The sequence below is a fragment of the Streptomyces anthophorae genome, from assembly GCF_049310305.1.
In the GTDB taxonomy this organism is placed as follows: domain Bacteria; phylum Actinomycetota; class Actinomycetes; order Streptomycetales; family Streptomycetaceae; genus Streptomyces.
Genome location: NZ_JBLWQQ010000001.1, coordinates 6,510,897 through 6,525,207 on the forward strand (window position 1 = coordinate 6,510,897; position 14,311 = coordinate 6,525,207).

The window sequence follows — 14,311 nt, forward strand, 5'->3', positions numbered from 1 at the left end:
GATGGCAGGGTGACCGCACCGCTGACACCGCCACCCCATCAGCCCCCGCACAACAACGGGCACAGCGACCCCTGGCAGGCCCCCGACCCCATGACCGGACATCTGCCGCCCGCACCCGCCGCCCCGCAGGAGCACGAGGAGGACGGTCCGGGGCTCCGGGCCGAACTGCGCGAGGCCGTCGTCGTGACGATCGGCGTCGCGGTGGTGGGGCTCGCGCTCGGCGCGCTGTGGCTGTGGCTCGCGCCCCGGGTCCCGCTGGTCTCGGACGCCTCGGCGGTCTACCTCAAGGACACCGAGGGCGAGCAGGCCATCGGCATCGACGGAACGTTCGCCCTGCTCGGGCTCGCGTTCGGTGCCGTCACCGGGGCTGCCGTCTTCCTGTGGCGCAGGCGCGGAGGCGTACCGCTGGTCGTGGGCCTGGCACTGGGCAGCCTGCTCGGCGGGGTGCTCGCCTGGCGCTTCGGCATCTGGCTGGGGCCGACGCAGAACGTCGCCGCGCACGCCAAGGAGGTCGGCAAGGGGGTCGTGTTCGACGCGCCCCTGGAGCTGAACGCCAAGGGGGCGCTGCTTGCGTGGCCGCTGGCCGCGCTGGTGGTGCACCTGGGCCTCACGGGTCTGTTCGGCCCGCGGGATCCGGATCCGTATTTCGCTACGCCGTACGGGCCACAGCGTGACGGCTCCGCCACGTTCACGGGCCCGTAGCCGCCCAGTCCTACCGTTACGGCCTCGGGGCTCCGCCCCGGACCCCGCGCCTCAATCGCCGGCGGGGCTGGTCTTGCCGAACCGGTGTTGCGGGCTGGGGTTCCGTCCCGGGCCGTGGGTCTCAAGCGCTGGCGGGGCTGGTTTTGCTGAGCCGGTGTTGCGGACTCGGGGCTCTGCCCCGGGCCCCGCGCCTCAATCGCCGGCGGGGCTGGTTTTGCCGAACCGGTGTTGCGGGCTGGGGTTCCGTCCCGGGCCGTGGGTCTCAAGCGCTGGCGGGGCTGGTTTTGCTGAGCCGGTGTTGCGGACTCGGGGCTCTGCCCCGGGCCCCGCGCCTCAATCGCCGGCGGGGCTGGTCTTGCTGAACCGGTGTTGCGGGCTGGGGTTCCGTCCCGGTCGTGGGTCTCAAGCGCTGGCGGGGCTGGTTTTGCTGAGCCGGTGTTGCGGACTCGGGGCTCTGCCCCGGGCCCCGCGCCTCAATCGCCGGCGGGGCTGGTCTTGCTGAACCGGTGTTGCGGGCTGGGGTTCCGTCCCGGTCGTGGGTCTCAATCGCGAGCGGGGCTGGTTTTGCCGAAGCGGTCGTCACAGCAGGCCCGCTTCGGTCAGGTGGTGGCGGATGTATGCGAACTCGGTCTCGCCCAGCGGGATCTGCGGTGCGGCCGTGGCGGGGCAGTCGATGATTCCGCGGAGGTGGACCGCGGCCTTGAAGGCGCCGAGTGCCGAGGAGGAGCCGCCCATGACGGCCGGGTCGCCGGCGTCCGTGATCGCGAAGAGGGCGGCGAGCCGGTCCTGCTCGGCGCGGGCCGCGGCCCAGTCGCCTGCGCGCGCGGCCTCGTAGAGCCGGACGTAGCCGTGCGCGTCCACGTTGCCGAGGCCGGGGACCACGCCGTCGACGCCCGCGAGGAGGGCGCCGTCCACGGTCAGCTCGGCGCCCGTGAACACCGAGAACGCGGGGGCCGCCGCGCGCAGCGGGGCGAGCAGGCGGCGCAGAGAGCCCTCGTCGCCGCTGGAGTCCTTGAGGCCCGCGAGGGTGCCGTCGGCGGCGAGTCCGAGGATCGTGTCGCGGTCGAGCTTGCTGTGCACGGCGGCCGGGATGTCGTACGCGAACAGGGGCAGGTCCGCGCCGGCGCGGATGCGGCGGAAGTGGTCCGCGATCTCGGCCGGGTGGGTGCGGGTGTAGAACGGCGCGGTCGCCACGAGCGCGTCGGCGCCCGCCTTCACTGCGTCCCGGGCCCGCTCCAGGACCCGGGCCGTGGTCGTCTCGATGACGCCCGCGAGGACCGGCACCCGGCCCGCGGCCGCCTCGATGGCGGCCTCCAGGGCGGTGCGGCGCTGGGCGTCCGTGAGGTAGGCGGTCTCGCCGCTGGAGCCCAGCAGGAAGAGGCCGTGCACCCCGGCGGCGATCAGATGCTCGGCGAGCCGGCTCATGGAGGCGACGTCCACCTGTCCCTCGGCGGTGAGCGGCGTGACCAGCGGCGGTACGACGCCCCGGAAGGGGGCGGGGAGCGGGGCTCGGAGCGTCATGGCCGTGGTCTCCAGGGTTAACCGATGGTGTACGGAGATGGGACGTAGGATGTCCTATGTCCTGAAGGTGACGGTGCTCCTCCGTCGAGTGCGGTGTCAAGGGTTCGAAGAGTCCGGCGGATCACGGGAATGGTCACGGGCAAGAGCACAGGAGGGGTCTGGATGCGAGCGCTGGTCGCGGACGACGCGCAGCAGAAGATCAAGGAACTCATCGTCGAGGGCGGCCTCGGACCCGGCGACCCGCTGCCGACCGAGACCGAGCTGATGGAGCGGTTCGCCGTCAGCCGCAACTCGCTGCGCGAGGCCCTGAAGTCGTTGCAGGCCAAGCACATCGTCGAGATCCGGCGCGGGTTCGGGACGTACGTCGGGTCGATGTCGCTTGAGCCGCTGATCGACGGGCTCGCGTTCCGCACCGTCGTCGGACACCGCAGGGGCGAGGACAGCCTGCTCGAACTGCTCCAGATGCGGGAGGCGCTGGAGGCGGGCCTGATGAGCAGTCTCGTCGGGCGGCTCGGCGAGGCGGAACTGGGCCGGCTCGACGGGCTCGTGCGGCGGATGCACGAGGAGGTCGCCAAGGACGGGGCGATCGACGCCGCGACCGACCGGGAGTTCCATCTCGCGCTGTACGGGCCGCTGGCGAACCGGCTGCTCAGCGAGTTGCTCGACGCGTTCTGGAGCGCCTTTCACCAGTCGCGGCCGCAGGACATCGGGCGCGCGTTCGAGAACGCGGACGGCGCGGAGCCGGCCCGGATGCACGGCCGGATCGTCGACGCGGTGCGGGCCGGGGACGCGGAGGCCGCGGAGGCCGCCATGCATGCGCACTTCGACGACATCCGCGGCCGGCTGAGCGCGCGCTGATCCTCAACAGGGACCTCAGGCGGGCCGTCGCCCGTGGTTGGCCTTGCCCTTCTTGATCCGCCACTTGCGCTTGCGTGTCTTCTTCGACATGTCCTCGGTACTTAGCCGAAGCGGCGGGGTACGTCGAGGGGTCACGCACGCCCGACGGGAGCGAGCACCGCGTCCGTGAGCGCCGCGAGGTCCCCCGGCGCCAGTTCGACCTCCAGGCCGCGGCGCCCCGCCGAGACGCAGATCGTGTCGTGCTTCCCGGCGGAGGAGTCGATGACCGTTCGCAGCTTCTTGCGCTGCCCGAGCGGCGAGATGCCGCCGCGCACGTACCCGGTCGTACGCTCCGCGAGGGCCGGGTCGGCCATGGTGGCGCGCTTGCCGCCGACCGCCGCGGCGAGCGCCTTCAGGTCGAGCTGGCCCGCCACCGGCACGACGCCGACGACGAGCGCTCCGTCCACGTCCGCGACGAGCGTCTTGAACACCCGGTCCGGGGACACGCCCATCGCCTCGGCGGCCTCCTCGCCGTACGAGGCGTGCGCGGGGTCGTGCTCGTAGGAGTGGACCGTGAAAGCGGTGCCCGCGGTGGTGAGGGCGACGGTCGCGGGCGTGCCTCCGGACTGATTCTGCTTCTTGGCCTTCTTCGCCAACGTGCCGCTTCCCTACGTGAGTTGAGTGACGTCAGTTGAGGCTGGTCGACTGCCGGGTGAGCTCCGTCGCGGGCAGCGAGGGCAGATGGCGGATGATCGCCGTCTCCGCGCGCAGCAGCGTCAGCTCCTCGCGCAGCCGCGACGCCACGTCCCCGGCCTGCAACAGCTGCTGCTTCGTCGGTACGTCGAGGACGGCGGCCGCCGCGACGAGGTACGACACCACCGACGGCTCGTCCGGCAGCTCCGCGCCCGTCGTCAGCGAGCGCTCGCGGGCGCCCGCGAGCCGCTTCTGGTACGAGCGGAACGCGCGCAGCACGCCCTCCGCGAGGGCGCCCGCCTCCTCGCCGTCCTCCTCGGGCAGCTCCTCCACCTCGGCCGTCAGATACGGGCCCGAGGCGTCGACGGAGTGCAGCTTCACCCGGCGCGTGCCCGTGGCGAGCACCTCGAAGCTGCCGTCCGCGCGCTCCCTGATCGTCGCGGCGTCCGCGATGCAGCCGACGGCGTGGAAGGAGGCGATCGGGTCGTCGCCGAAGCCCGCGGCCGGTCCCGCGCCCGCCTCCTTCGTCGTCACCTCGTCAGGCATTCCGGGCGCGGTGGGCGCGACCTCATGGCCGTCGCGGATCGCGACGACCACGAACTGGCGGGGCTCCTCCGAGGTGGACGGTTCGGTGTCGGGCTCCGACGGATCGTCGGGCGACGCCTTCAACAGATCGCGCATCATGGCGCGATAGCGCTCCTCGAACACGTTCAGCGGGAGCACGAGTCCCGGGAACAGCACCGAGTTGAGCGGGAACAGCGGAAGTCGGACGGTGGTCACGTCGGTCAAGCGTAATGGTCGTCGGACCGGGCCGGTCCGCCGCGCAGCGGCATCGTCGCCGCGACCTCCAGACGGACCTGTCCGCGCAGCTCCATGAAATGGCCCAGCGGATCGTCCGTGAGCCGGTCCCAGGGGAACGTCGTCGCGTACGGGCCGATGAGCCGCAGCTGCTCCAGGGCGTCGTCCCAGCGTTCGAGTTCGACCAGTACGCAGGTCAGCAGGTTGCGCACCTCGGCGGGCCACGGGTCCGAGGGCTCGTAGCTGCGGGACAGCTCCGCGGCGAGGTCGGCGGCGGCGTCCAGGCGGGCGCGCGGGATTCCGGTCCTGGGGGCGCCGGAGGTCAGATACGCGAGGGCCGCGCGGGCCGGGAGCGCCTTGAGGAGCGAGCCCGGCAGGGCGTCCTGCGCGGCGCGCTCCGCGAAGTCGAAGCACTCGCGGTGCGAGCCGTACCAGGCGGCCGACAGATAGCGCAGGGCCGCGACGTGGCAGCCGTAGTGGTGCGGGGAGCGGCGCACCGCGCGGGCCCACAGCTGCTCGAACTCCGTGTGCGGGGCGTTGGTGCCGCGGGCGTGGTCGAGGGCGATGCGCCAGGGGACCGGGTCACGGGGGTCGCACTCGGCGGCGGCCAGGATCAGCGGGGTGACCTCGCGCAGGAGCTCGGCGTGGGCGGGGGCGGCGAGGGCGCGGGTGACGGCGAGCTCGGCCTTGACGAGGAGCAGGTCGGGGTCGTGCGGCGAGGCCTTCTGCCAGGCCTCGAACCACTCGGGGCGGGCGGCGGCGAACGAGGCGAGGCGCTGCACGCCGCGGTCCCGGTTCTCCCACTCGGCGGCGTCGCGGGTCTGGGCGAGGGCCTTCGCGGCGGGGATGTGGTCGCCGCGGCCCGCGGCGACGAGGGCGGGGGCGAGGCGGTCGTCCGGGGCGTCGAGCAGGAGTTCCTCGTCCGGCGGGAGGCCGATGCCGAGGGCGGCGGTGTGGCGGAGCATGCGGGTCGTGCGGATGAGGGCGCGCAGGAATGGCACGGGGCCTCCTTCTGCGCGCGGGGACGTGGTTGCGCTGGAATGACGGCCGAGGTGGGTGGAAGGTTGCATGACGCGTGCGATTTTTTGCCGTGTCGTGGCCGGGGGCGTCGTCCTGGGTGCGCGGCACCGGGGTTTCGGGGCTCCGCCCCGGGCCCCGCGGGCTCTCGTCCGAAAGGCGGGGCTTGAACGGCCTAGCTCCTGCGGAGCAACCTCGTCGCTCCTGCCGCCACCGTCGTCGCCAGGATCCAGCCCAGGAGGACCAGGATCGCCGAGGCCCACAGCCAGGGGCCGCTGAGTTGCCAGCTGGCGGCCTGGCCGAGGTCGATGACGGGGAGCAGGAGGTCGAGGGTGAAGAGGGCCGGGTCCCAGACCGGGCCCTCGCCGGGCTTGATGCGGGGGTGCGGGGCCTGGGAGAAGACGGCCGCGCTGAGCGCCCAGAGGACCACCATCCACAGCGCGGCCCGCCCGGGCCGGTACCCGTACGCCACCGTCCAGTCCTGGATGTAGCCCCACACCTTCGCCGCGAGCGGCAGCGTCTCGCGGCGCCTGCGCTGCTTGGCGAGGAGGACCTCGCGCGCGTCGGAGTCCTCGCCGCTGTTGCGCAGCACCGTGGCGAGCCGCTCGTACGGCTCCGGGCTGTACTCGGGGGTCGCGGCGGAGAGCCAGTCGAGTCGGCGGGCGAGCGGGAAGGAGCCGGTGGGGATGAGGTTCTCGTACTGGAAGCCGCCGATCCGGAGCTGGCCGGGGCCCGGCCAGCTCGTCGATCTGTCGACCAGGTTGGTCGCCCGCGCGCCGGAGAGCACGATCCGCCCGCGCTCCGGCTTCTCGCAGAGGAAGCGCAGCTCAGGGGTCTGGATGCGGCGCATCGAGACCTCCTGCTCGTTCTCCATCGTGAAGCGCGCCGAGTCCAGGTCGACCGCGTCCCCGAAGCGGCCGTCGTCGAGCCGCATCCCGCCCACGCACTCGAAGCTCTGCACGCGGGTGCCGCGCGCGGGCGTCCCGCCGCCGTTCTGGAGCGGGCCGCCGAGCGCGGCGGGACCGAGGTACAGCGTCCGCTCGACCGACATCTGCGGAGCGTTCAGGGCCCGCCGCCCCTGCGTGTTCCGCAGCCGGCTGCCCCGCAGCGACAGCGAGACGCCGACCGTCGCGCCACGCAGGCTCAGCTCGCCGTGCGTCTCCAGCTGCTCGGCCTGGAGGTCCTGGCCGACCGTGAGCCCGTCCGCCATGATCGACTTTCCGCGCCGGTCGCGGAACACGACGGCCTGGTTGAGCAGCAGGTCCGTGCCGATGTGCGCGTCCGTGAGCCGGACCCCGTTGTGGAAGCGGCAGCGGGCGAGGTGCAGATCGCCCTCCGTGTGGATCCGGGCGCCCTCCAGGCGGGGCACCGAGCAGTCGATGAGCCGCACCGTCGTGAAGTGCGCCTCCGGGAGCAGCACCTCCTTCTCGAAGCGGCAGCCCTTCATCTCCAGGTACGGGACGACGTTGCCGCCCGCGAGGTCGAACACGTCCGTGATCTGCACGCCCTGGAGCTTGAGCGAGGAGACCCGGCCGTCGAGGGCGGGCGGGCCGTCGAGCAGCAGCCACGCCGCGATGCGCGCCCGCACGCTGCGCGCCGGTCCCCAGGGGTGGCCGCCGTGCGGATCGTCCCGCTCGGCGTCCCCGGTGCGCAGGTCGTAGACGCTTCCGTTGCGGAAGGCCTGCCACATCCCCACCTCGGTGGCGGTCAGCCCGTCCGGCACGTCCCCGTTGCCGTTGCCGGTCGTCCCCTCGACCACGACTGTTCTGCCTCCCCCGTGCGATCCCTGGTTCGTACAACCGTTCATGCCCGCTGTGTGACCGTCTGAACGCCGGTGGTCAGCGCACCTGCCGCGATATCAGCCACTGATACGGGGCGCCGAGCGTAAACCCGCATCTGAGAGAATTGTTCTGTGATCTCTCGAATCGATCTGCGCGGCGCCGCCCTCCCCGAGGGGCAGGCCCTGCGCTCGCTGCTGCCCCGAGCCGACTTCGACGTCTCGGCCGCCCTGGAGAAGGTGCGTCCGATCTGCGAGGACGTGCATCATCGCGGCGACGCGGCGCTGATCGAGTACGGGGAGAAATTCGACGGAGTGACGCTGGAATCCGTCCGGGTTCCGGCCGAGGCCATCGCCAAGGCGCTCGCCGACCTCGACCCCGCCGTGCGCGCCGCCCTGGAGGAGTCGATCCGCCGGGCCCGCATCGTCCACCGCGAGCAGCGCCGCGCCAGCCACACGACGCAGGTCGTGCCGGGCGGCTCCGTCACCGAGAAGTGGGTGCCGGTCGAGCGCGTCGGCCTGTACGCGCCGGGCGGCCGGTCCGTCTACCCGTCGTCCGTGATCATGAACGCCGTACCGGCGCAGGAGGCGGGCGTCGAGTCCGTCGCGCTCGCGTCTCCGCCGCAGAAGGAGTTCGGCGGCCTGCCGCACCCGACGATCCTCGCCGCGTGCGCGCTGCTCGGCGTCGACGAGGTGTACGCGGTCGGCGGCGCCCAGGCCGTCGCCATGTACGCGTACGGCACCGAGTCCTGCGCCCCTGCGAACATGGTGACCGGCCCGGGCAACATCTGGGTGGCCGCCGCCAAGCGCTACTTCACGGGCCGCATCGGCATCGACGCCGAGGCAGGACCGACCGAGATCGCGGTCCTCGCGGACTCCACCGCCGACCCGGTGCACGTCGCGTCCGACCTGATCAGCCAGGCCGAGCACGACCCGCTGGCCGCGGCCGTCCTCGTCACGGACTCTCCCGAGCTCGCCGAAGCCGTCGAGAAGGAACTCGAACCCCAGGTCGCCGCCACCAAGCACATCGAGGACCGGATCGTGCCCGCCCTCAAGGGGCAGCAGTCCGCGGTCGTCCTCGTCGACTCGCTCGACGACGGACTCAAGGTCGTCGACGCGTACGGCGCCGAGCACCTGGAGATCCAGACCGCCGACGCCTCCGCCGTGGCCCAGCGGGTCAGGAACGCGGGCGCGATCTTCGTCGGCCCGTGGGCGCCCGTCTCCCTCGGTGACTACGCGGCCGGCTCCAACCACGTGCTGCCGACGGGCGGCTGTGCCTGCCACTCGTCCGGCCTGTCCGTCCAGTCCTTCCTGCGCGGCATCCACATCGTCGACTACACGAAGGACGCCCTCGCCGAGGTCGCGGCCACCGTGGTGACGCTGGCCGACGCCGAGGACCTGCCCGCGCACGGCGCGGCGATCAAGGCCCGTTTCGGGTGGAAGGTACCTACAGCCAAGTGACCAGGATCGACGACCTTCCCGTACGCGAGGAACTGCGCGGCAAGTCCCCGTACGGCGCACCGCAGTTGGACGTCGCCGTCCGGCTGAACACGAACGAGAACCCGTACCCGCTGCCCGAGCCGCTGGTCCGGCGGATCGCCGAGCGCGTCGCCGACGCGGCCCGCGAGCTCAACCGCTACCCCGACCGGGACGCGATCGAGCTGCGCACCGAACTCGCCAGGTACCTGACCCGGACGACCGGCCACGAGGTCACCTACGAGCAGGTGTGGGCGGCCAACGGGTCGAACGAGGTGCTCCAGCAGCTCCTCCAGGCCTTCGGCGGCCCCGGCCGTCTGGCGCTCGGCTTCGAGCCCTCGTACTCGATGCACCCGCTGCTCGCCCGCGGCACCAACACCGGCTGGGTGAGCGCCCCGCGCCGCGACGACTTCTCGCTCGACGTGCCCGCCGCCGTCGAGGCGATCCGCACGCACCGGCCGCACGTCGTCTTCATCACGAGCCCCAACAACCCGACGGGCAACGCGGTCGCGGCCGAGGACGTCCTCGCGCTGTACGAGGCCGCCGGGCGGGACGCGATGGTGATCGTCGACGAGGCGTACACCGAGTTCAGCCACGGCTCCTCGCTGCTCTCGCTGATCGAGGGCCGACCGAACCTGGTCATCTCGCGGACGATGTCGAAGGCCTTCGGCGCGGCGGGCCTGCGCCTCGGCTACCTCGCCGCCGACCCGGCCGTGGTCGACGCCGTCCAACTGGTGCGGCTGCCCTACCACCTGTCGGCCGTGAACCAGGCGACGGCGCTCGCCGCCCTGGAGTACACCGACACGCTGCTCCAGTACGTGGAGCAGCTGAAGACCGAACGCGACCGCGTGGTCGGGGAGTTGGAGGGGTTCGGCTTCGACGTCACCGTCGCCGACGCCAACTTCGTCCAGTTCGGCGTCTTCGAGGACCCGCACGCCGTGTGGCAGTTCATCCTCGACCGCGGCGTCCTGATCCGGGACAACGGAGTGCCCGGCCGCCTGCGCGTCACCGTAGGAACCCCCGAAGAGAACGACGCGTTCCTGGACGCGGCCCGCGAAGCAAAGAAGGAGTTCGGCGCATGAGCCGCATCGGACGCGTGGAGCGTACGACCAAGGAGACCTCGGTCCTCGTCGAGATCGACCTCGACGGCACCGGAAAGGTCGATGTCGCGACCGGGGTCGGCTTCTACGACCACATGCTCGACCAGCTCGGCAAGCACGGCCTGTTCGACCTCACGGTGAAGACCGAGGGCGATCTGCACATCGACTCGCACCACACCATCGAGGACACCGCCCTCGCCCTCGGCGCCGCCTTCAAGCAGGCGCTCGGCGACAAGGTCGGCATCTACCGCTTCGGCAACTGCACCGTGCCGCTCGACGAGTCGCTCGCGCAGGTCACGGTGGACCTCTCCGGCCGCCCGTACCTCGTGCACACCGAGCCCGAGAAGCTGGCGCCGATGATCGGCGAGTACGACACGACGATGACCCGGCACATCCTGGAGTCCTTCGTCGCGCAGGCCCAGATCGCGCTGCACGTCCACGTCCCGTACGGGCGCAACGCGCACCACATCGTGGAGTGCCAGTTCAAGGCCCTCGCGCGCGCCCTGCGCTACGCGAGCGAGATCGACCCGCGCGCGGCCGCCGCCGGGATCCTGCCCTCCACGAAGGGCGCGCTGTGAGCGGCCTGGCAGCGGTACTGATCTTCGTCGGCCTCTTCCTCGCCGGCGGAGCCTGGTCCTTCTACAAGCAGCAACTGCCCAAGAGCGTCGTGGTGCTGATGGGAATCGGTTCCGCGATGTGCCTCGTCGCCGGAATCCTGCGGTTGGAGTGGCTCTACTGATGTCGGCCGACAAGACCAAGAGCGTCGTCGTCTTCGACTACGGCTTCGGCAACGTGCGCTCCGCGGAGCGTGCCCTCGCCCGCGCGGGCGCCGATGTCGAGATCACCCGTGACTACGACAAGGCGCTGAACGCGGACGGGCTGCTCGTGCCCGGCGTCGGCGCGTTCGCCGCCTGCATGAACGGCCTGAAGGAGGCGCGCGGCGACTGGATCGTCGGCCGCCGGCTCTCCGGCGGGCGTCCCGTGATGGGCATCTGCGTCGGCATGCAGATCCTGTTCGCGCGCGGCATCGAGCACGGTGTGGAGGCCGAGGGCCTCGACGAGTGGCCCGGTGTCGTCGAACCGCTGAAGGCCGACGTCGTCCCGCACATGGGCTGGAACACCGTGGACGCCCCGCAGGACTCCCAGCTGTTCGCGGGCGTGAACACCGACGAGCGCTACTACTTCGTGCACTCCTACGCCGTGCAGAACTGGGAGCTCGAAGTCCGCAACCCCACCATGCGTGCGCCCAAGGTCACCTGGTCCACGCACGGCGGCCCCTTCGTCGCCGCCGTCGAGAACGGCGCGCTGTGGGCGACGCAGTTCCACCCCGAGAAGTCCGGCGACGCCGGAGCGCAGCTGCTGAAGAACTGGATCTCCGTACTGTGACCGCTTCCCAGAGCAACAAGCTCGAACTCCTCCCCGCCGTCGACGTCCGCGACGGACAGGCCGTCCGCCTCGTGCACGGCGAGTCCGGCAGTGAGACCTCCTACGGCTCCCCGCTGGAGGCCGCCCTCGCCTGGCAGCGCTCCGGCGCCGAGTGGCTGCACCTGGTCGACCTGGACGCCGCGTTCGGCACCGGCGACAACCGCGCCCTGATCTCCGAGGTCGCGAAGGCCATGGACATCAAGGTGGAGCTGTCCGGCGGCATCCGCGACGACGACTCGCTCGCCGCCGCGCTCGCCACGGGCGCCACCCGCGTCAACATCGGCACCGCCGCCCTGGAGGACCCCGAGTGGGTCGCCAAGATCATCGCTGAGCACGGCGACAAGATCGCGGTCGGCCTGGACGTGCGCGGCACGACGCTGCGCGGCCGCGGCTGGACCCGCGACGGCGGCGACCTCTACGAGACCCTTGAGCGCCTCAACTCCGAGGGCTGCTCGCGCTACGTCGTCACGGACATCGCCAAGGACGGCACGCTCCAGGGCCCGAACCTGGAGCTGCTCCGCAACGTCTGCTCGGCCACCGACCGCCCGGTCGTCGCCTCCGGCGGCGTCTCCTCCCTCGACGACCTGCGCGCCATCGCCGAGCTCGTACCGCTCGGCGTCGAGGGCTCCATCGTCGGCAAGGCGCTGTACGCCAAGGCGTTCACGCTGGAAGAGGCCCTGGAGGCCGTGTCCCGATGACCTCCTCCGACGGCGTGCGGCGTGTGCAGAGCGGTAGTCCCTGGGAAGAGTCCTTCGGCTTCGCGCGCGCCGTCGCCGCCGGGGACCGGGTCGTCGTGGGCGGGACCACCTCGTTCCGCCAGGACGTCCTGTACGGGGAGGGCGACCCGTACGAGCAGGCGACCGTCGCCTTCGGCAACGCCCTGGAGGCGATCGCGGAGTTCGGGCTCGGCCCCGAGTCCGTGATCCGCACCCGGATGTATCTGACCCACGCGCGGGACGTCGACGAGGTCGGCCGCGCCCACAACGACGTCTTCGGACAGGTGCGCCCCGCGACGACCCTGATGGTCGTCTCGGGCTTCGTCGACCCGCGCATCCTGGTCGAAGTCGAACTCGAAGCCTTCCGAGGAGCCACCCCGTGACGCTCGCCGTCCGAGTCATCCCCTGCCTCGACGTGGACAACGGCCGCGTCGTCAAGGGCGTCAACTTCCAGAACCTGCGCGACGCGGGCGACCCCGTCGAGATGGCGAAGGTCTACGACGCCGAGGGCGCCGACGAGTTGACCTTCCTGGACATCACCGCGTCCTCCGGCAACCGCGAGACCACGTACGACGTGGTGCGCCGCACCGCCGAGCAGGTCTTCATCCCGCTCACCGTCGGCGGCGGCGTGCGCACCGCCGACGACGTGGACAAGCTGCTGCGCGCCGGCGCGGACAAGGTGGGCGTCAACACCGCCGCCATCGCCCGCCCGGACCTCATCCGCGAGATCGCCGAGCGCTTCGGCCGCCAGGTGCTCGTGCTGTCCGTGGACGCGCGCCGCACCGAGTCGGGTTCGTTCGAGGTGACCACGCACGGCGGCCGCAAGTCCGCCGGCATCGACGCCGTCGAATGGGCGCACCAGGCCGCCGATCTTGGCGCGGGCGAGATCCTGCTCAACTCGATGGACGCCGACGGCACCAAGGACGGCTACGACATCGAGATGATCGAGGCCGTCCGCAAGCACGTGTCGGTGCCGGTGATCGCGTCGGGCGGCGCGGGCAGTCTTGAGCACTTCGCGCCGGCCGTCGCCGCGGGCGCGGACGCCGTGCTCGCCGCCTCCGTCTTCCACTTCGGCGATCTGCGCATCGGCGAGGTCAAGGACACGCTGCGCGAGGCGGGGCACCCCGTCCGCTGACTTTCCCGCGAGACCGGTGATTTCGCCGATGCGGGCGAGACGGAACCGGCGCCACCGTGGTCGCTGTCAGTGACCACGGCGGCGCCCTCGGGACGGGCTCCGCCCTTCCGAGAGGAACGCGTCATCGTGCAGCAGCACAGAAGTGCGGCGCCCCCCGTGCACGCCAGGCGAGCCGCGAGCAAGTTCCGAACCCGTCTCATCCGTACGGGACTCGCCACCCTCCTCGCCCTCGGCGGTCTCGCCACCCAGCAGACCCTGACCGCCCAGGCCGCCGAGAACCCCTACGAACGCGGCCCCGCCCCGACCGTCTCCAGCATCGAGGCCTCGCGCGGCTCCTACGCCGTCTCACAGACCACCGTCTCCTCGCTGAGCGTGAGCGGCTTCGGCGGCGGCACCATCTACTACCCGACGTCGACATCGGACGGCACGTTCGGCGCCGTCGCGATCTCGCCGGGCTACACGGCGTACCAGTCGTCCATCGCCTGGCTGGGCCCGCGCCTCGCCTCGCAGGGCTTCGTCGTCTTCACCATCGACACCAACACGACGCTCGACCAGCCCGACAGCCGTGGCCGCCAACTCCTGTCCGCGCTCGACTACTTGACCCAGCAGAGCTCGGTGCGCAGCCGCATCGACACGAGCCGGCTCGGCGTCATGGGCCACTCCATGGGCGGCGGCGGCACGCTGGAGGCCGCCAAGAGCCGGCCCTCGCTCCAGGCCGCGATCCCCCTGACCGGCTGGAACCTCGACAAGACCTGGCCCGAGGTCACGACCCCGACGCTCGTCGTGGGCGCCGACGGCGACACCATCGCGCCGGTCGCCACGCACTCCGAGCCCTTCTACCAGAGCCTGCCGGGATCGCTGGACAAGGCGTATCTGGAGCTGCGCGGCGCCACGCACTTCACGCCGAACACGTCCAACACCACGATCGCGAAGTACAGCATCTCGTGGCTCAAGAGGTTCATCGACAACGACACCCGGTACGAGCAGTTCCTCTGCCCGCTGCCGAGTTCGAGCCTGACGATCGCGGAGTACCGGGGCAACTGCCCGCACACGTCGTGACGTTGTGATGTCGTGACGTCCTGAGGTTCTGACGTCCTGTGCGCTGGAACACCGT

Annotated in this window: 17 protein-coding genes; 11 read left to right on the forward strand and 6 right to left on the reverse strand. The window is 71.7% G+C overall.

The annotated features are described in order from the left end of the window. The first annotated feature begins 9 nt into the window (after window positions 1–9). On the forward strand, window positions 10–702 hold the full coding sequence (locus tag ACNYS0_RS29510) for a DUF2567 domain-containing protein (protein ID WP_422477733.1): 693 nt from the start codon (window positions 10–12) through the stop codon (window positions 700–702). A 579-nt stretch (window positions 703–1,281) separates the two neighbouring features. On the opposite strand, the gene ACNYS0_RS29515 is transcribed toward ACNYS0_RS29510, so the two are convergent. Further along, complete coding sequence (locus tag ACNYS0_RS29515) at window positions 1,282–2,223, reverse strand: dihydrodipicolinate synthase family protein (RefSeq protein ID WP_422477735.1); 942 nt, start codon at window positions 2,221–2,223, stop codon at window positions 1,282–1,284. Between the two features lie 162 nt (window positions 2,224–2,385). Here ACNYS0_RS29515 and ACNYS0_RS29520 point away from each other — a divergent pair, with 162 nt between their 5' ends. After that, window positions 2,386–3,081, forward strand: a complete 696-nt coding sequence (locus ACNYS0_RS29520; RefSeq protein ID WP_422477737.1) for a FadR/GntR family transcriptional regulator — start codon at window positions 2,386–2,388, stop codon at window positions 3,079–3,081. A gap of 15 nt (window positions 3,082–3,096) precedes the next feature. Here the strand turns inward: ACNYS0_RS29520 and ACNYS0_RS44195 are convergent, their stop codons facing one another. The 5 genes from ACNYS0_RS44195 to ACNYS0_RS29540 form a co-directional block, all read right to left on the reverse strand. Beyond that, window positions 3,097–3,171, reverse strand: a complete 75-nt coding sequence (locus ACNYS0_RS44195; protein WP_465270599.1) for a hypothetical protein — start codon at window positions 3,169–3,171, stop codon at window positions 3,097–3,099. Window positions 3,172–3,212: 41 nt separating this feature from the next. Then, window positions 3,213–3,716, reverse strand: coding sequence for a Cys-tRNA(Pro) deacylase (ybaK, locus tag ACNYS0_RS29525; protein WP_422477739.1), 504 nt, complete (start codon window positions 3,714–3,716; stop codon window positions 3,213–3,215). Window positions 3,717–3,747: 31 nt separating this feature from the next. Beyond that, complete coding sequence (locus ACNYS0_RS29530) at window positions 3,748–4,533, reverse strand: LON peptidase substrate-binding domain-containing protein (protein ID WP_422477741.1); 786 nt, start codon at window positions 4,531–4,533, stop codon at window positions 3,748–3,750. 5 nt (window positions 4,534–4,538) lie between these two features. Continuing rightward, on the reverse strand, window positions 4,539–5,516 hold the full coding sequence (locus ACNYS0_RS29535; protein ID WP_422482808.1) for a hypothetical protein: 978 nt from the start codon (window positions 5,514–5,516) through the stop codon (window positions 4,539–4,541). 227 nt (window positions 5,517–5,743) lie between these two features. Further along, window positions 5,744–7,327: an oxidoreductase gene (locus tag ACNYS0_RS29540; protein WP_422477743.1), complete on the reverse strand. Its 1,584-nt coding sequence runs from the start codon at window positions 7,325–7,327 to the stop codon at window positions 5,744–5,746. 153 nt (window positions 7,328–7,480) lie between these two features. On the opposite strand from ACNYS0_RS29540, the gene hisD reads away from it, so the two are divergent. The 9 genes from hisD (at window position 7,481) to bdeA (ending at window position 14,256) form a co-directional block, all read left to right on the forward strand. Then, the gene (gene hisD, locus ACNYS0_RS29545; protein ID WP_422477745.1) at window positions 7,481–8,806 is read left to right on the forward strand and encodes a histidinol dehydrogenase; all 1,326 of its coding nucleotides are present in this window, start codon (window positions 7,481–7,483) and stop codon (window positions 8,804–8,806) included. Continuing rightward, a complete protein-coding gene (locus tag ACNYS0_RS29550; RefSeq protein WP_422477747.1) occupies window positions 8,803–9,903 on the forward strand; it encodes a histidinol-phosphate transaminase in 1,101 nt (366 codons plus the stop codon). The genes hisD and ACNYS0_RS29550 overlap by 4 nt, the downstream gene beginning before the upstream one ends. After that, window positions 9,900–10,499 (forward strand): imidazoleglycerol-phosphate dehydratase HisB, encoded by a 600-nt coding sequence (hisB, locus tag ACNYS0_RS29555; RefSeq protein WP_422477749.1) that lies wholly within the window; start codon window positions 9,900–9,902, stop codon window positions 10,497–10,499. Before ACNYS0_RS29550 ends, hisB begins: the two co-directional genes overlap by 4 nt. Continuing rightward, window positions 10,496–10,660, forward strand: coding sequence for a hypothetical protein (locus ACNYS0_RS29560; RefSeq protein WP_422406778.1), 165 nt, complete (start codon window positions 10,496–10,498; stop codon window positions 10,658–10,660). Before hisB ends, ACNYS0_RS29560 begins: the two co-directional genes overlap by 4 nt. After that, the gene (gene hisH / locus ACNYS0_RS29565; RefSeq protein ID WP_422477751.1) at window positions 10,660–11,307 is read left to right on the forward strand and encodes an imidazole glycerol phosphate synthase subunit HisH; all 648 of its coding nucleotides are present in this window, start codon (window positions 10,660–10,662) and stop codon (window positions 11,305–11,307) included. Before ACNYS0_RS29560 ends, hisH begins: the two co-directional genes overlap by 1 nt. Further along, a complete protein-coding gene (gene priA, locus ACNYS0_RS29570) occupies window positions 11,304–12,044 on the forward strand; it encodes a bifunctional 1-(5-phosphoribosyl)-5-((5-phosphoribosylamino)methylideneamino)imidazole-4-carboxamide isomerase/phosphoribosylanthranilate isomerase PriA (RefSeq protein WP_422477753.1) in 741 nt (246 codons plus the stop codon). Before hisH ends, priA begins: the two co-directional genes overlap by 4 nt. After that, a complete protein-coding gene (locus ACNYS0_RS29575; protein WP_422477755.1) occupies window positions 12,041–12,445 on the forward strand; it encodes a RidA family protein in 405 nt (134 codons plus the stop codon). The genes priA and ACNYS0_RS29575 overlap by 4 nt, the downstream gene beginning before the upstream one ends. Continuing rightward, a complete protein-coding gene (gene hisF / locus ACNYS0_RS29580) occupies window positions 12,442–13,197 on the forward strand; it encodes an imidazole glycerol phosphate synthase subunit HisF (RefSeq protein WP_422477757.1) in 756 nt (251 codons plus the stop codon). The genes ACNYS0_RS29575 and hisF overlap by 4 nt, the downstream gene beginning before the upstream one ends. A 126-nt stretch (window positions 13,198–13,323) precedes the next feature. After that, the gene (gene bdeA, locus ACNYS0_RS29585; RefSeq protein WP_422477759.1) at window positions 13,324–14,256 is read left to right on the forward strand and encodes a bis(hydroxyethyl) terephthalate hydrolase; all 933 of its coding nucleotides are present in this window, start codon (window positions 13,324–13,326) and stop codon (window positions 14,254–14,256) included. The last annotated feature ends 55 nt before the right edge of the window (window positions 14,257–14,311 follow it).

Bases quoted from the DNA above. Each gene is read 5' to 3' on its own strand.
- ACNYS0_RS29515 (WP_422477735.1), bottom strand. From the start codon at position 2,223: ATGACGCTCCGAGCCCCGCTCCCCGCCCCCTTCCGGGGCGTCGTACCG.
- ACNYS0_RS29520 (WP_422477737.1), top strand. From the start codon at position 2,386: ATGCGAGCGCTGGTCGCGGACGACGCGCAGCAGAAGATCAAGGAACTC.
- ACNYS0_RS29535 (WP_422482808.1), bottom strand. From the start codon at position 5,516: ATGCTCCGCCACACCGCCGCCCTCGGCATCGGCCTCCCGCCGGACGAG.
- hisB (WP_422477749.1), top strand. From the start codon at position 9,900: ATGAGCCGCATCGGACGCGTGGAGCGTACGACCAAGGAGACCTCGGTC.
- hisH (WP_422477751.1), top strand. From the start codon at position 10,660: ATGTCGGCCGACAAGACCAAGAGCGTCGTCGTCTTCGACTACGGCTTC.
- ACNYS0_RS29575 (WP_422477755.1), top strand. From the start codon at position 12,041: ATGACCTCCTCCGACGGCGTGCGGCGTGTGCAGAGCGGTAGTCCCTGG.